The sequence below is a fragment of the Syntrophotalea sp. genome (genome assembly GCF_050253115.1).
GTDB lineage: Bacteria > Desulfobacterota > Desulfuromonadia > Desulfuromonadales > Syntrophotaleaceae > Syntrophotalea > Syntrophotalea acetylenica.
Genome location: NZ_JBFWJQ010000055.1, coordinates 1 through 14968, shown reverse-complemented (window position 1 = coordinate 14968; position 14968 = coordinate 1). Strand labels below are relative to the sequence as shown.

The 14968-nt window shown below is 58.4% G+C and carries 11 protein-coding genes and 1 tRNA gene; 3 read left to right on the top strand and 9 right to left on the bottom strand.

The features are described 5' to 3' along the window. Nucleotides 1-258: 258 nt before the first annotated feature. The 7 genes from AB7E65_RS07570 to radA all read right to left on the bottom strand — a co-directional run bounded on the left by AB7E65_RS07570 (nucleotide 259) and on the right by radA (nucleotide 8454). Nucleotides 259-1608: an aldehyde dehydrogenase family protein gene (locus tag AB7E65_RS07570; RefSeq protein ID WP_428745580.1), complete on the bottom strand. Its 1350-nt coding sequence runs from the start codon at nucleotides 1606-1608 to the stop codon at nucleotides 259-261. 838 nt (nucleotides 1609-2446) lie between these two features. After that, nucleotides 2447-2522 (bottom strand) — tRNA-Ala (locus AB7E65_RS07565). Nucleotides 2523-2542: 20 nt separating this feature from the next. Further along, the gene (locus AB7E65_RS07560; protein ID WP_428745579.1) at nucleotides 2543-4843 is read right to left on the bottom strand and encodes a sensor histidine kinase; all 2301 of its coding nucleotides are present in this window, start codon (nucleotides 4841-4843) and stop codon (nucleotides 2543-2545) included. A gap of 38 nt (nucleotides 4844-4881) precedes the next feature. Continuing rightward, entirely contained in the window at nucleotides 4882-5238 is a 357-nt protein-coding gene (gene dksA, locus AB7E65_RS07555; RefSeq protein WP_072286857.1) for an RNA polymerase-binding protein DksA, read from the bottom strand. Between the two features lie 188 nt (nucleotides 5239-5426). Next, a complete protein-coding gene (moaC, locus tag AB7E65_RS07550; protein ID WP_428745578.1) occupies nucleotides 5427-5909 on the bottom strand; it encodes a cyclic pyranopterin monophosphate synthase MoaC in 483 nt (160 codons plus the stop codon). After that, the gene (locus AB7E65_RS07545; protein ID WP_072286855.1) at nucleotides 5909-7096 is read right to left on the bottom strand and encodes a poly-beta-1,6-N-acetyl-D-glucosamine N-deacetylase PgaB; all 1188 of its coding nucleotides are present in this window, start codon (nucleotides 7094-7096) and stop codon (nucleotides 5909-5911) included. The genes moaC and AB7E65_RS07545 overlap by 1 nt, the downstream gene beginning before the upstream one ends. Next, nucleotides 7093-8454: a DNA repair protein RadA gene (radA, locus tag AB7E65_RS07540; protein WP_428745577.1), complete on the bottom strand. Its 1362-nt coding sequence runs from the start codon at nucleotides 8452-8454 to the stop codon at nucleotides 7093-7095. Before radA ends, AB7E65_RS07545 begins: the two co-directional genes overlap by 4 nt. A 264-nt stretch (nucleotides 8455-8718) precedes the next feature. Between radA and AB7E65_RS07535 the strand changes: the two genes are divergently transcribed. Further along, nucleotides 8719-10113: an FAD-binding oxidoreductase gene (locus AB7E65_RS07535; RefSeq protein ID WP_072288101.1), complete on the top strand. Its 1395-nt coding sequence runs from the start codon at nucleotides 8719-8721 to the stop codon at nucleotides 10111-10113. Between the two features lie 79 nt (nucleotides 10114-10192). Then, a complete protein-coding gene (locus AB7E65_RS07530; RefSeq protein ID WP_428745576.1) occupies nucleotides 10193-11467 on the top strand; it encodes a (Fe-S)-binding protein in 1275 nt (424 codons plus the stop codon). A gap of 102 nt (nucleotides 11468-11569) precedes the next feature. On the opposite strand, the gene moaA is transcribed toward AB7E65_RS07530, so the two are convergent. Beyond that, nucleotides 11570-12571 carry a GTP 3',8-cyclase MoaA gene (moaA, locus tag AB7E65_RS07525; protein ID WP_428745575.1) on the bottom strand — a complete coding sequence of 334 codons (1002 nt, stop codon included), beginning with the start codon at nucleotides 12569-12571 and terminating at the stop codon, nucleotides 11570-11572. Nucleotides 12572-12804: 233 nt separating this feature from the next. Between moaA and AB7E65_RS07520 the strand changes: the two genes are divergently transcribed. Next, a complete protein-coding gene (locus AB7E65_RS07520; RefSeq protein WP_428745574.1) occupies nucleotides 12805-13782 on the top strand; it encodes a thiamine biosynthesis protein in 978 nt (325 codons plus the stop codon). Nucleotides 13783-13877: 95 nt separating this feature from the next. Here AB7E65_RS07520 and groEL read toward each other — a convergent pair. After that, nucleotides 13878-14968: chaperonin GroEL (gene groEL, locus AB7E65_RS07515; protein ID WP_428745573.1), on the bottom strand; the 1091-nt coding region annotated here is incomplete at its 5' end.

Here is a 14968-nt window from a genome sequence, read left to right as displayed (position 1 = left end):
CTACCCCTCTGCCGGAATGGAATACATTACCCCCAAAACGATTGCGATAAACAAGTCGGTCCTTAAACAAGGAAAAACCAGACTGTGCAATAAAAACCCACCGGAACTGCAATGGTCCGCTAAAGGCTATACTTAAACCTAATAAAGCGCCTGGATAAAAAACGATGTGGGACTTTACCCAGGGAAAAGTCCCACTTCCCAGCCTATCCTGATACGTGACCGGCAAAACATTGAAGTTGCCGATCTTCAGAGTCGGTTTTATTCGTCTCTTTCGTAATCAACGATACGTGCAGCGACCGACTTGATGCTCAGAAGGTCAATGTAGTTGATGTTGTTGCCCAGATAGTTGTTGCCGTCGGTACCGCAACCCAGGGTGAGTGAGGGCGGAAGCTTGTTGTAGATAAGCCCGATGCTGCCGTGTACCGCAGGCTGGTTCAGGAGCAGTCGATTGGCAGGGATCTCCAGGGCGAACTTGTCGATGACCTTTTCGTCCTGTGCATGGATAACGGCCGTGTGGCCGGCGCCACCCCAGCGGAGCTGGCTCTTGGCTGCTTCAATCGCTTCATCGGTGCTGTTGTAGCTGATGTAACCGAGCACCGGAGACAGTTTTTCGTGGCTGAACCAGTCCTCGGGACCAATGCTCTTCAGGGGCACGAGCAGCAGCTTCACATCTTCAGGGACCTCGAAACCGGCGATCTTGGCAATAACCTGGGGCGATTTACCTACGATTGCCACGGCCGGAACGCCTCTTTCCTTGTCGAACATAACCGCTTCGAGTTTTGCCTTCTGCTCGTCATTGACCAGATAGGCGCCTCGCTCAACCAGCATCTTCACGCCTTTTTCAGCGATGGCCGGATCGTCGAAAATCACCGACTGGTCGGAGGAGCAGATGGTGCCGTTGTCAAAGGTCTTGGAAGCGATGACGTTATTGATCGCGACGCTGAGTTTGGCGGATTTCGAGATAAACACAGGGGTATTGCCTGCGCCGACGCCAATCGCGGGGTGACCGGAGCTGTAAGCGGATTTAACCATGGCATTGCCGCCGGTGGCCAGAATCAGATTCACGCCCGGGTGTTTGAACAGCAGATTGGTCGCTTCAATGGAGGGGGTTTCAATCCACTGGATGCAGTGCTCTGGAGCACCGGCAGAGACAGCCGCGTCGCGCAAAACTCTCGCCGCTTCGACACTGCACTTCTGCGCGCGGGGATGGCAGGCAAAAATGATCGCATTGCGGGTCTTCATGGCGATCAGAGCCTTGAACATGACGGTCGAAGTGGGGTTGGTCGTCGGCGTTGCGGCGGCGAGCACACCAAAAGGCTCAGCCACGTACTTCACGCCATCTTCTTCCCTGATGACGCCAACGGATTTCTTGTCCTTGAAATACTCGTACACCACATGGGCGCCAAGATGATTCTTGATGGCTTTGTGGTCAGCGCGGCCGATGCCGGTTTCCTCAACGGCCATCTCTGCGAGTTTGACTTCGTTGGCAACGCTGGCCGCATCCATGGCCGCGGTAATCTTGTCAACCTGTTCCTGGGTGAAGAGCTTGAATTCGTCGGCAGCCTTGCGAGCGTTGGCTACCAATTGGTCGATCATTTCCTTAGCCATACCTAATCCTCCTAGTCTTGTTGTTGATTGTTCACCTTACCCAGACATCTAAAGAAACGCATAAAACAAGCGCTTCCGCACAAAAGGCGCGCGGGTAGACAACCCGCAACCGGGTTTTACAGGTTCACGGACTGCGCAGGCCAACCATCCTGCTATAAGGCAAATGAACAATATAGACGTAAAAGCCATGAAACCATCGAGGCAACAATCTTCGTTGCGCCGAAACTCACGACCTAGAACAGCGTATCACAAGCTCTTTCATAACCTGGATATTTGGTACTTATAACAGAGTGCCTTATGCCTTGCAAGTAAATTATTCCCCGGGAGAGGGGCATTCTCACCACCCTCAAAACGAGGCACGGCAAACCCGACAGCTCCCCTTCAATCCAGTGTTCCATACTATAAAACCCGGAAGGGCAGACACTATCGAACAATGGTCGCAGGACAAAAAAATGCGCGCCGGTCAGGAGGGAAAAACCATGCGCGCCAAGAGTTGGACTGTGGTGGTTGCCAGTGTGTCCCATTTGTTTTTCAGGTTACCATCCCCAATCGATTTTGCAAGCAGGCCTTCGAGATTTATCCACGCCGCCGATGCCAGGGACCGTTTATCGGGATGTCGGAAATGGCTTCAAAACCTGGTTATTTTCCGAACAGGAAACAACCCTGCCTCATTATTGGAAAACACCAACCGGCAACCTTCCGGCGTTTCGTAACCGTTTTCAAAACGGATCGTTCCGGGTTATAGGAAAATGTTGTTTCGCCCATGGCGGAGGTATTTTCGCGAAGCAAAAGCACAGGGGGCCAAACACATTCAGTGTCTGGCCCCCTGTGCTTTTATTGGTGGAGCTGAGCGGGCTCGAACCGCCGACCTACGCGTTGCGAACGCGTCGCTCTCCCGACTGAGCTACAGCCCCGTTATCTTTTCCTGCGTCTTTCAGGTAAACGGCCGATGTCTGTCCAACGCCTGGCATGATGGTGACGCATGCGGCAGACGCAGAACGAATCGCGCCCCGAGTTCCGTATTCTGAACCTCGATTTCTCCCCGATGATGCTCCAGAATGCGATGCACAATGGATAATCCAAGACCGGTACCCTGTTTGCGGGTGGTAAAAAAGGGATTGAATATATTGCGCAGAATGGTCACCGGAATACCACCGCCGGTATCTTCTATCTCCACCGCCGCGGCACGATCTCCCCGCAACATAGTGCTATATGCCCGCACCACGAGCGATCCCCCCTCGGGCATGGCCTGCCGGGCATTATCAATAAGATTGATCACGGCCTGACGCAGTTTCTGGACATCTCCCTGAACCGGGGGCACGTCCTCGCCAAATTCCCTGACCAGCCGTATGTTCCCTTTTCGCAGAGAATCATCCTCGAGAATCAGAACCTCGTCAAGCATTTTTATGATATCGCATTCGGAAATGCACAACATCTGTTTTTTGGAAAAGGCGAGAATGTTCGTCAGCATCTCTTCCATGCGCCGCACCTCACGCACAATAATCTCACTGTATTCCCGCTCCCGGCTCGCTTCGGGCAGGACATTTGCCAGGCGGCGGGCAAACCCGCCGATGCAGACCAGCGGGTTGCGCAGTTCATGGGTCACGGAGGCCGCCGTCTCGCCGAGAGCGGCCATTTTTTCCCCCTGAATGAGACGCTCCTGAGTCTCCCGCAGATCCTGATGAGAAGTTTCGAGCCGGCTCAGCAGCATGGAATTTTCCATTGCCTGAGCGGCCTGATTGGCGAACAGTTCAAGAAACCGTCGCCGCGCCAGAAGCTCCGGTCGGTCCAGACTGGAACTGTTTACCACCAGTACGCCAAGAGCACGGCTCCGGCCACGCAACGGCACTACCGCGCAGGCGTCAAAGCCAAGAGTTTCTGAAAGCCGGCCGAAAGACCCTTCTCCCTTTCGGGTATCGGTAATAAAAATCAGCCTGTCCTCCAGCAAGGCCCGCGACAACGGATTGTTTTTGTCCGAGAGGGAAAGTCGCTGTTTGAAAACCTTCTGGCAGAATTCATCCTGCCTCTGCCGCTCGCAGATATCCGCCGTAATTGTCGGCAATTCCCATTCGGCCTCACCCTCTTCCCGACAGAACAGATAGCGGGCGGAGACATGCGTAACTCCTACCATTCCCTGCAAGACGCCACTGCGTTCATTGGCCAGAAAAAGCATCGCTCTTTCAAAGCCGCCCCCCCAGGAAATGGTTACAGCCGACAGAATCAGATGCATCAACTCGTCCAGGCGCAAGGTGCCGTGCATGGCTCTCGAGATGCGGTACAGAAGGGAAATTTCGTGAAGTTTTCGGGTGTTTTCCCGCAGCAGCAGGGTGCGGTCCTGCAGGGCTTCGAGCCGTTCAAGGTTTTGAGCCGCCAGCCCTGCCAGCTTGTGCAGAAAAGACTGCCGGGTTCCCAGATCCAGGGCGCCACAGCGCCCGTCTTCAGCCAGGAAGAGGGTGCCGCGCAAACGCCCCTGAAATACCAGCGGCCAGCAAACGGCTTTAGCTGCCATACCGGAACCAGCGACAAGGTGCATCCGGGTATCGGCAAGGACGCGAGCACCGAGGTCCAGTTCCATGTCCTCAAAAGTACCCAGATCGGCCTGGCGGTGGGAACTCAGGCGAACCTGGGACCGACCCAGCACTGCCGCACCGTGCAACGGCCGAAGAATAACGCAGGCCACACCACCGTCGCTTTCAAGCACGCGCCAGATCTCATTCAGCAACGATTCCAGATCCGCGGTGCCTCCCAGGGCACGCGCCAGGTCGGCCAGAAGAAGCGCATGGCGCAACGTCTGCTGCTGCGAACGGCCGTCAAGATGCTGCCGCAATTGGCCAGCCAGGATCATGCTGACGTTTCCGGCCAACTGCTGCACGGATGGAGCCAGGGATAAAGAATCGGCAAGGCAGAAAGAGAGAATTCCCAACTCGCGGCCTGATGCCATGGCGGCAACATGAAAAAAACCGGGCGGGGAGGCAACCGGACAGCAGCCGTCGGAAGATTGCGTGGCGAAAACGCGGGGCCTTTCACAGGGTGGCGAAGCATTGGCGTCCGATGCCGCCACGATGGCGGTACCAACGCCGGACGCGCTTCCCGGGTACCAAAAAAACGCTCCCGCCACAGGCAGGGAGCGCTCCAGACAAGCCAATATCTCTTTGCATTTTTCCAGGGGAGAACGATGCTCGCCAACAGCGATGCACAACACCTGGTGAAGAATCGAGCATTCATTGCAGGCCATCGCACTCCCCGATCCGCCCATTTCCTAGAAGAGCAGGGTCATCCAATCTTTTCCTTGCGTTCCTGCTCTGTTTTGCAGTCGATGCAAAGCGTCGTTACAGGACGGGCACGAAGCCGTTCGATGCCAATTGGCTCCTCGCAACATTCGCACTCGCCAAAAGTACCGTGCTCGATCCGCTCCAGGGCCTGGCGAATCTTCATAATCAGCTTGCGCTCGCGATCGCGGATGCGCAATTCGAAATTGCGGTCCGATTCCAGGGAAGCCCGGTCGGTCGGGTCGGGGAAATTGCTCTGGTCATCGGTCATCTCCGAAACAGTTTTTCCGGCATCCCGCAGCAGCGCTTCCAACTGAGATTCAAGGAGCCCCTTGAACTCTTTCAGTGTTTCCTGATCCATGCAATTCTCCTTGTGCTATATGGGCTTGCAAATGTAAATGAAATCGATTGTCAAGTCAACAGAAATGGCTCGTAGCCGCTTGTAGCGGGCCGTATCAGGTCAGAGGCTCCTTTCCAGATGCCATCCCGGAAAACCCTGACAGCCAAATTTAACAGGAAACTCCAGTTGCGCAACTTGCAGACACAAAATCATTCCTGCCGGAGAAAAGTGCCGCTCTTGCCACCGTGCTTTTCCATGAGCCGGATTTCAGACACCACCATTTCCTTGTCGACCGCCTTGCACATATCATAAATTGCCAGGCCCGCGACCGCAACCGCCATTAATGCCTCCATCTCCACACCGGTCTGCCCGGTCACGCGCACCCGGGCCTCGATCTCGACGCGACCTTGACCGGGATGCGGCGTAAAGTCCACGGAAACCGATGACAGCAACAGCGGATGGCACAAAGGGATAAGGTCAGGGGTCTTTTTGGCGGCCATGATTCCGGCAACCCGCGCCACCGCCCACACATCTCCCTTGGCCATCTCACCGCTCATGATAAGTTTCAGGGTCGATTCCTTCATGCGCACTTCACCGCGGGCAATCGCCAGACGATCCGTGGCATTCTTTTCGCCGACATCCACCATGATCGCCTTGCCGTTTTCATCCAGATGGGTCAAACCTTCGTTCATCATTCCTCCTCAGTCCAGGATAGTGCCATCTCCTCCGGCATCAGCCCGAGAGAAGAATGGTAGGGAAAAAACGCCAGGCTTACAGGCCCGGCCGGGGCTACGGCGCGCACGACCTGCCGCAGTTCATCAGGCGAAACATCCTGCGAGCTGACGAAATCGCGCGCCTGCAGCTTGAGCAGCAATCCTGCCGGATTGAGCAAATCGCGAACTCCGGCCTGAGCCAGCTCGGAAACCTTGGCGATGGCCGCGGCTACCGGCAACGAAAGCTCCGCGGACATCTGCCGGTGATAAGCCATGATCGCCACATATTCGAAACCGGATTTCAGCGCCTGCGCGTAATCCTGAGAGAACCACGCCAATCCATGCCGCGGGGAAGTCAGCACCTCATAGGGAAGATTCAGCGCAAAAGGCAAACCCGGCCGCACTTCCTGCGCTGCGGAGCGTAAATGTTCGGCCAACCCCAGCAAATGGCGGTTTTTCCAGACCGCCCACTCGGAAAAAGCCGGCCCCAGACGACCGACACGCACCTTGCCGTCGGGACCCCGTACGGTTTCAGCGAAAAGCTCGCCAGGCAGATAAAAACGTCCGGTATCCTTGAGACTGGCACTCAGGGCCGCACGGGAGAACCCTTCGGTCTGGCGCAACACCAGGTCATCCTGCAACAGCACGCCATCAATGGGATAACGGGCCAGATCCCTGAACAAAGCGGCCAGACGCTGGTGAACTTCCGGATTAAAAGGATCGAGGGCCTCGCAGGGAATGATGCAACCACTGCCGGGATCATAGCGCCGCCCCTTCCATTCCTCGTTTCCGGACAACGGCGTGCTCAGCGTGGTCATCCAGGCGAAAACCTTCAATCCGGCAGCGTGCGCCAGTTCCGTCAGGGCGCCGAGAGCATCCGCCACCACCGGTGCCCCATCGGTAGCGAAGTAAACTCCGGCGGGCGCCTGCGGTTCGATAAAAGCATAGAAACGATCCCCGGGCCGCTGGAAAACGCGAAGGATTACCGTATCGAGCCCCATGCGCCGCATTCGGGCAAATTCGGCGGCGACTTCGGGAAAGTTGCGGCTGGCGAGATAGCTGACCTGGGCTGCGCGGATGTGCTGTGCGGCGCCGCATTGCAGAGCGGTCGACAGCAGTAGCCCGGCAACCAGCATCCAACGCACGGCCCTGCGCGAACATCTCATGCGAACACCTCGTCCAGTGCCTGCTCGACGCAGCGCACCCCGCGCAACTCCATGCCGGGCGGCGCGTCAACCGCCTTTAGACAGCCCGCAGGCAGATAGCAGCGGTCGAACCCGAGACGCGCGGCCTCCCGTACCCGCAATTCCGGCCGGGACACGGCCCGCACTTCGCCCGCCAGGCCGACCTCACCAAACAGCATAAGGCTGGCAGGCACCGGGCGGTTCAAATGGCTGGATGCCAGGGCAGCGATAACGCCGAGATCAACGCCCGGCTCGGACAGGCGAACCCCGCCGGCGACATTGAAGAAAATATCCTGGTTGAGCATCGAAAGTCCGACCTTTTTTTCCAGCACGGCAACCAGCAGGGCCACCCGGTTGGGATCGATGCCGATGGCGGTACGGCGCGGCTGGCCAAAATTACTGGTCGATACCAGTGCCTGCAATTCAACCAGGATCGGACGGCTCCCCTCCAGGGTCGGCACCACCACACTGCCGGCCGCCCCCTCGGGACGTTCCGCCAGAAACAGCTCGGAGGGATTGGGCACCTCGGCCAGGCCGCCCTCCTTCATCTCGAATACGCCGATTTCATTGGTCGAGCCGAAGCGATTCTTGACCGCCCGCAATACCCGGTAGGGATGCCCGGCATCCCCTTCGAAATAAAGGACCGTATCGACCATGTGTTCGAGCATGCGCGGCCCGGCAATGGCGCCGTCCTTGGTGACATGGCCGGTAATGAAAGTCGATACCCCCTGGCCCTTGGCCAGATGCATAAGGCGACCGGCACATTCGCGCACCTGGCTGACACTGCCGGGCGCCGATTCGAGATCGGCCGTAAATATGGTCTGAATGGAATCCACCACCAGAAAACGGGGACGCAGTTCACGCACCCGTTCCAGAATAATTTCAAGCGAGGTCTCGGAGACCAGGAACAGGTCGCCGGCGCCGACATTGAGACGCTCACCGCGCATCTTGACCTGGCGTGTGGATTCCTCGGCGGTAACGTACAGCACCGCACCGGTAGCTGCCAGCCGGTCGACGGCCTGCAGCAAAAGGGTCGACTTGCCGATGCCGGGATCGCCGCCAATGAGCACCAGAGATCCCGGCACTACACCGCCACCCAGCACCCGGTCGAGCTCCGACAGGCCGCACAGGCAGCGCTGCTCGGCGGTGGTCGCCACCTCGCAGAGACGCTGCGGCGTGGCAGAAGACGCGAGGGCAACGCCTCCGCGACGCTGCGAAGGGCCCGCCTCGCGCCGCTCCTCCACCATGGCGTCCCACTGGCCGCAATCGGGACAGCGCCCGAGCCATTTGGGACTTTGGTAACCGCAGTGCTGGCAGATGTAACAGCTCTTTATCTTCAAACGATGTTCTCCCCGATAAGGGCGCCATTTTATGGTCTTTGCCGGCAGGTGTCAATGACACCCTGAACCGATGCCCGGGAATCGCGATTGCGATTCGCACCGGCAGAATCAACCTGCGGGTGGACCTCGAAGGCCGTTTTCTGCTATATTGCATCTTTTGGACAGTCGCAAGCCCGGATCGTGCCGGGCCTTTTTATCTTCAACCGGTTTTGTCTCCGAACATCCGCGGACGGAAACCGCTTTACGAAGGACCTCTTCGAAGCCATGCTGGATAACCGCATCATCACCATCTTACGGGATATCGTCGGCAAACAATACGTCTCCACCGAACAGGCCGATCGCATCTGTTATTCCTACGATGCCACACAGCAGCAATTTTTCCCCGATGTCATCGTGCGCCCCGCAGACGCCGCACAGGTCAGCCTGATCCTGAAAATGGCCAACGCTGAAAATCTCCCCGTCTACCCTCGGGGCGCCGGCAGCGGATTCACCGGCGGCAGCGTTCCGATCCGGGGAGGCATCGCCCTGGTACTGACCCGGCTGAACCGCATCCTGCGCATCGACCAGGACAACCTCATCGCCGAAGTGGAACCGGGAGTCGTCACCGCCACCCTGCAAAAAGCGGTGGAGGAGGTGGGCTTGTTCTACCCTCCCGATCCCGCCTCGCTGAAATTCAGCACACTTGGAGGCAACGTCGCCGAATGCGCTGGCGGTCCGCGCTGTGTCAAATACGGGGTCACCAAGGACTACGTTCTCGGTCTGGAAGTCGTCACCCCGACCGGCGACATCATCCGCACCGGCGGAGAAACCATGAAAGGGGTGGTCGGCTACGATCTGACCAAGCTGATGGTCGGCAGCGAAGGCACCCTCGGGGTCATCACCAGAATCATCCTCAAACTTCTGCCCAGGCCTGAAGCCAAAAAAACCATGCTGGTCATGTTCGATTCCATCGACGGTGCCGCCCAGGCCGTATCGAACATCATCCGCGGCAAAATCATTCCCACCACGCTCGAGTTCATGGACGCGACGGCCCTGGCCTGCGTGCGCCAGAATGCCAACCTCGATATTCCCGAGTCGGCTCGCGCGGTGTTGATCATCGAGGTCGACGGCGACCGGGAATTGCTGGAACGGCAGGCCACCCGCATCCTCGAAATCGCATCTCCGCTCGGCGTGGTGCACACCAGCATCGCCGCCACCGACGAGGAAAGCGAGCGGCTCTGGCAGGTACGGCGCAGCGTCTCGCCAAGCCTGCGCAAAGTCAATCCCGATAAATATAACGAAGATATCTGCGTGCCGCGCAGCAAGCTTCCCGATATGATCCGCGCCATCGAGAGCATTTCCAACAGGCTGGAAATTCCCATCGTCAACTTCGGACATGCCGGAGACGGCAACATCCACGTCAACATCATGGTCGACCGTTCCCTCCAGGGACAGGAAGAAAAGGCCGAAACGGCCATCCGCGAGATTTTCGCCAAGACACTGGAACTCGGCGGAACCATGAGCGGTGAACACGGCGTCGGCACCAGCAAGGCACCCTACCTCGGCATGGAGCTTGACCCGGCGACCATGGCCTGCATGAAGACCATCAAGCACGCTCTGGACCCGAAGCAGATCCTCAATCCGGGGAAAATCTTCCCGGTTGATGGCCCAACGGCATGATCGAGATCACGCCGTTGATGGGCCCGAAGCCAGGAAAACGCACAACACCAGGCGGCCCGACCGCCCTACGGAACAATACATGAGCAAACATCAGGACATAGAAGATTACCGGAAAAACCTGCGCGAATGCGTCAAATGCGGCACCTGCAGGGCACACTGCCCGGTGTTCAGCCAGGTCCAGTCCGAAGCGGTGGTGGCACGGGGCAAGATATCCCTTGCACAGGCTTTGCTGGATGGCAAGATCGATCTCGACCGCCGGTTTATCAGCGATATTTCCCAATGCCTGGCCTGTGGCCGCTGCGTCAAGGAATGCCCCAATCAGGTGCCGACCGACCAGATTATTCTGGCTTTGCGACGCCGCATAGGACGGGAAAAGGGACTGACCCTGTTCGGCCGCGGCGTTGCCACGGTACTGCAACGCCCCTGGCTGATGAACCTGCTGACCCGAATGGGTCGCATGTTCTCCTGGCTGGCCCTGCGCCGCGTTCCCGGCAGCAGCGGCCTGCGCCTGCGCTTTCCGGCGCCCTACATCAGCCGAGACCGCACGCTCCCGGAAATCGCACCCCGGACTTTTCGCCAGAGCCATCCCGAATTCATCGCGGGAGAGCCCGACAAACCCCTGGTGACCTTTTTCACCGGCTGCATGATCAATTACGTGCTTCCGGAAATCGGCGACAGCGTTGTAGCCGTCCTGCAGAATCTCGGCATGAACATTCTCATCCCCAGAGACCAGGGATGCTGCGGATTGCCGGCGCTTTGCGCCGGCGACGGCCAAGCCGCGGCGCGGCTTGCGGACCGCAACCTGGAGGCCCTGACGGCGCACAAGGCCGATGTCATCATCACCGCCTGCGCCTCCTGCCACAGCGGTTTGACCAGGCATTTTTGCGACCTCGGTCCGCAGCATGCGGCACTTTCCGACAAGGTCATGGATATCCATGAGTTTCTGATAAAGCAGGGAATAGAGGAAAAACTGCTGCGCATGCCCCGCCATGACAATCCGCGCCCCGTTGCCTACCATGTGCCTTGCCATCTGCGTCAGGCCGGGCTGAAGGATGCTCCTCCCCGTTTGCTGTCAGCGCTGCCCTCGGTACACATGGTCGACATGAAAAATGCCGATGCCTGTTGCGGTTTGGGGGGAACCTTTTCGGTCTACCATTACGATGTCAGCAAACAGCTTGGTGCCCTGAAAGCCGAAGGGATCCGGGACAGCGGCGCCGAAATCGTGGCGACCGCCTGCCCGGGATGTATCATGCAATTGCAGGACGCCATCAACCATGCGGGGCTGCCGCAAAAAGCATGTCATGTTCTGGAGCTGGTAGCCGACGGTCTGGCGGCGGCGGCGGAGAAAATATAAACCTTGCCTCGAAGGGAGACCGGCGGTGACGACACGCAAAAACGGAAACGGCCCCGGAAGCTTGACGCTTCCGGGGCCGCACGAAGCAGAAAGCAATACGTCTCAGCCGCCGATGCCGTGCATACGGCGCTTGCCCTGACGGAAGTCCTTTTCCCCGATGTGATGGCGTTCGGGTTTGGCGCAGGCGGCGTTGCGAAGAATTGCCTCGAGGTCCGCATCGCTGGCGTTGCGACGCAAGGCACCGCGCAGATCGATTTCCTCAGTGGAAAACAGGCAGGGTCGGATGCGCCCATCGGCCGTGATGCGCATGCGGTTGCATTCGCCACAGAAATGCTCCGAAACCGCCGGAATCACACCGATATGACCCGGACTGTCGGGAAAATGAAACATGCGGGCCGGGCCAGCCGGGCCTTGCCGCAACTCGGAAACCAGCTTGCCGACATTTTCCAGCGCCTTGATGATATCGGCGGCCGGGAACATGTTGTCCGGTGTATAATCCAGACCGTCGCTGACCGGCATGAACTCAATGAAACGGACTTCCCACGGCTGATCGAGGGTCAGACGGGCAAAATCGGCAATTTCATCATCGTTGACTCCGCGAATCGGAACCATATTGATTTTAAGGGGCGTAAGACCAACGGCCTCCGCCGCATGCAAGCCATCGATGACTTTCTGCAGCCCGGCACGACGGGTGATCTCCAAAAACCGATCCTCCCGCAACGTATCGAGACTGACATTGACCCGACTCAGACCGGCCTTGCGCAGGTCCGCCGCCATGTCCGCCAGCAGGATGCCGTTGGTGGTGAGGGTGATTTCAATTTTTTTGGAAAGATCGGACATATCACGGATGAACTCGACGATGCCCTTGCGCACCAGCGGCTCGCCGCCGGTCACACGAATTTTTTTGACCCCGCAGCGAATCGCCACCGCCACCACGCGCAACATTTCCTCGTAGGAGAGGATATCGGCATGGTCGATGGTCTCAACCCCGCTGGCCGGCATGCAGTAACGACAGCGCAGATTGCACCGGTCGGTCACCGACAGCCGCAGATACTCTATGGTGCGCCCATAGTTGTCCTGCAATATGTTTTTGCTCTTTTTCACTGTTGTAAGGCCCCTGGCAAGACGAATTTCGTATACAGAAATGAAACTGCGTTTTATCGGATCAAACTAAACATTACCATCAAAAAGCGCGACAGGGCAAGAGGTATCGCTGCAGCAGCGGCGATATCACTGAAACCACGGACAGTTTCCATGCCGCTCCCGCACCGGAACGGGTCTCGGAGGGTTCAGACAACCCGGGTTCGCGTGCAGAAATTTCGGAGGTTGATTTTGTTATGAGTAAAGCTCTCGGTCTTTTTTCCGGGGGGCTCGACAGCACCCTTGCGGCCCTGACCCTCAAACGCCAGGGCGTCGCGGTCACCGGCATCGTATTCGTGACCCCCTTTTTCGGCGTGGAGCGGGCCCGACAGGCCGCCCGCCAGATCGATATTCCACTGATCGTCGAAAACATCGGCGACATCCACCTGGATATGCTGAAAAAACCCCGCTACGGCTACGGCAGAAATCTCAATCCCTGCATCGATTGCCACGCCCTGATGTTCCGACTGGCGGCGCGCCATGTCCAAAGTGGTAAATTTGATTTTCTATTTTCCGGGGAAGTTCTCGGCCAGCGCCCCATGAGCCAGAACTACAATGCCCTTCAGGCCGTCGCCAAACATGCCGGCAGCGCCGACATCATTCTGCGCCCCTTGTGCGCCCGGCTTCTGCCGCCAACCGCAATGGAGGAACAGGGTCTGGTTGCCCGTGAAAAGCTTCTCGACATCCAGGGCCGTTCCCGCAAGCGCCAGGAGGACTATGCCCGGCAATGGGACCTGCATGAATATCCCGGATCCGGGGGCGGTTGCCTTTTGACGGAAAAGTCCTTTACCGGCAAACTGCGGGACCTGCTGGAACATCAACCCGAATGCACCGTACAGGATATCGAAATCCTTAAACTCGGTCGACAGTTTCGCCTCTCCTGCTCGGCGAAGCTGACCTTGGGGCGCAACCAGGAAGACAATGAAAACCTGCAGGCCGCCGCCCGTCCGGGTTATATCCTGATGCATGCCCCGGAGTTTCGCGGCCCGACCGGTCTGATCAGCGGCAACCCGACACCAAACGACCTGTTGCTGGCGGCCGCCATCGTCGCCGGCTACGGCAAAGGCCGCGACCAGACGCAGGTAACCGTGCGCCTGTTCCACGATGGCGAAGAACGCCTGCTGAGCGTTGCCCCCATGAGTCAGGATCGCAGCGTTCTGCTGCAGGTGCTCTGAAAGCCCCCGGCAAACCAGCAGCATTTCACGGAAAACAAAAGCCCCCCGGATCTCTCCGGGGGGCTTTTGTTTATACCGCTACAGTGTCAGGGCAATTACATCATGCCGCCCATGCCACCCATGCCGCCCATGCCGCCGGGCATACCACCAGGCATGCCTCCAGCTTCTTCCTTGGGAAGCTCGGCAACGCAGGCTTCGGTGGTCAGCATCAGGCCGGACACCGAAGAGGCGTTCTGCAGGGCGCTGCGCACCACCTTGGTGGGGTCGATAATGCCGGCTTCGAGCATATCGCAATACTCGTCGCTGGCCGCATTGAAGCCGAAGGTATCGTCGCCGCCGCGGACCTGATTGACCACAATGGAGCCCTCGGCTCCGGCGTTGGCCGAAATCTGGCGCAGGGGTTCTTCCATGGCGCGCTTGACGATATTGACACCGAATTTCTGCTCACCAGGCAGGTCAAGGGCTTCGAGTGCCTTGATGCAGCGGATCAGGGCCACCCCGCCTCCGGGGACGATGCCCTCTTCGACGGCCGCGCGGGTTGCGTGCAGGGCGTCTTCGACACGGGCCTTTTTCTCCTTCATCTCGGTTTCGGTAGCGGCACCGACCTTGACCACGGCAACGCCGCCAACCAGCTTGGCCAGGCGCTCCTGCAGTTTTTCGCGATCGTAATCGCTCTTGGTCTCTTCGATCTGGGCACGGATCTGCTTGACCCGGCCCTGAATGTCCGCTTCGCTGCCGGCGCCATCGATGATGGTGGTGTTTTCCTTGTCGATGACGATCCGTTTGGCGTTGCCGAGCATGTCGATGGTGGCATTCTCCAGCTTGAAGCCGACTTCCTCGGAAATCACCTTGCCACCGGTGAGAATAGCGATGTCCTCAAGCATGGCCTTGCGGCGATCGCCGAAGCCGGGAGCCTTGACGGCAGCAACGTTGAGGGTGCCGCGGAGTTTGTTGACCACCAGGGTGGCCAGGGCTTCACCCTCGATGTCCTCGGCGATGATCAGCAGCGGACGGCCCTGTTTGGCAACAGCCTCGAGGACGTTGATCATGTCGCGCATGTTGCTGATCTTCTTGTCATGAATCAGGATCAGAGCGTCTTCCATGACCACTTCCATGCGCTCGGCGTCGGTCACGAAGTAGGGAGACAGGTAACCACGGTCGAACTGCATGCCCTCCACGGTTTCAA

Coding starts and splice junctions, on each gene's coding strand:
- AB7E65_RS07570 (WP_428745580.1), bottom strand. CDS start 1,608: ATGGCTAAGGAAATGATCGACCAATTGGTAGCCAACGCTCGCAAGGCT.
- AB7E65_RS07560 (WP_428745579.1), bottom strand. CDS start 4,843: ATGGCCTGCAATGAATGCTCGATTCTTCACCAGGTGTTGTGCATCGCT.
- dksA (WP_072286857.1), bottom strand. CDS start 5,238: ATGGATCAGGAAACACTGAAAGAGTTCAAGGGGCTCCTTGAATCTCAG.
- moaC (WP_428745578.1), bottom strand. CDS start 5,909: ATGAACGAAGGTTTGACCCATCTGGATGAAAACGGCAAGGCGATCATG.
- AB7E65_RS07545 (WP_072286855.1), bottom strand. CDS start 7,096: ATGAGATGTTCGCGCAGGGCCGTGCGTTGGATGCTGGTTGCCGGGCTA.
- AB7E65_RS07535 (WP_072288101.1), top strand. CDS start 8,719: ATGCTGGATAACCGCATCATCACCATCTTACGGGATATCGTCGGCAAA.
- AB7E65_RS07530 (WP_428745576.1), top strand. CDS start 10,193: ATGAGCAAACATCAGGACATAGAAGATTACCGGAAAAACCTGCGCGAA.
- AB7E65_RS07520 (WP_428745574.1), top strand. CDS start 12,805: ATGAGTAAAGCTCTCGGTCTTTTTTCCGGGGGGCTCGACAGCACCCTT.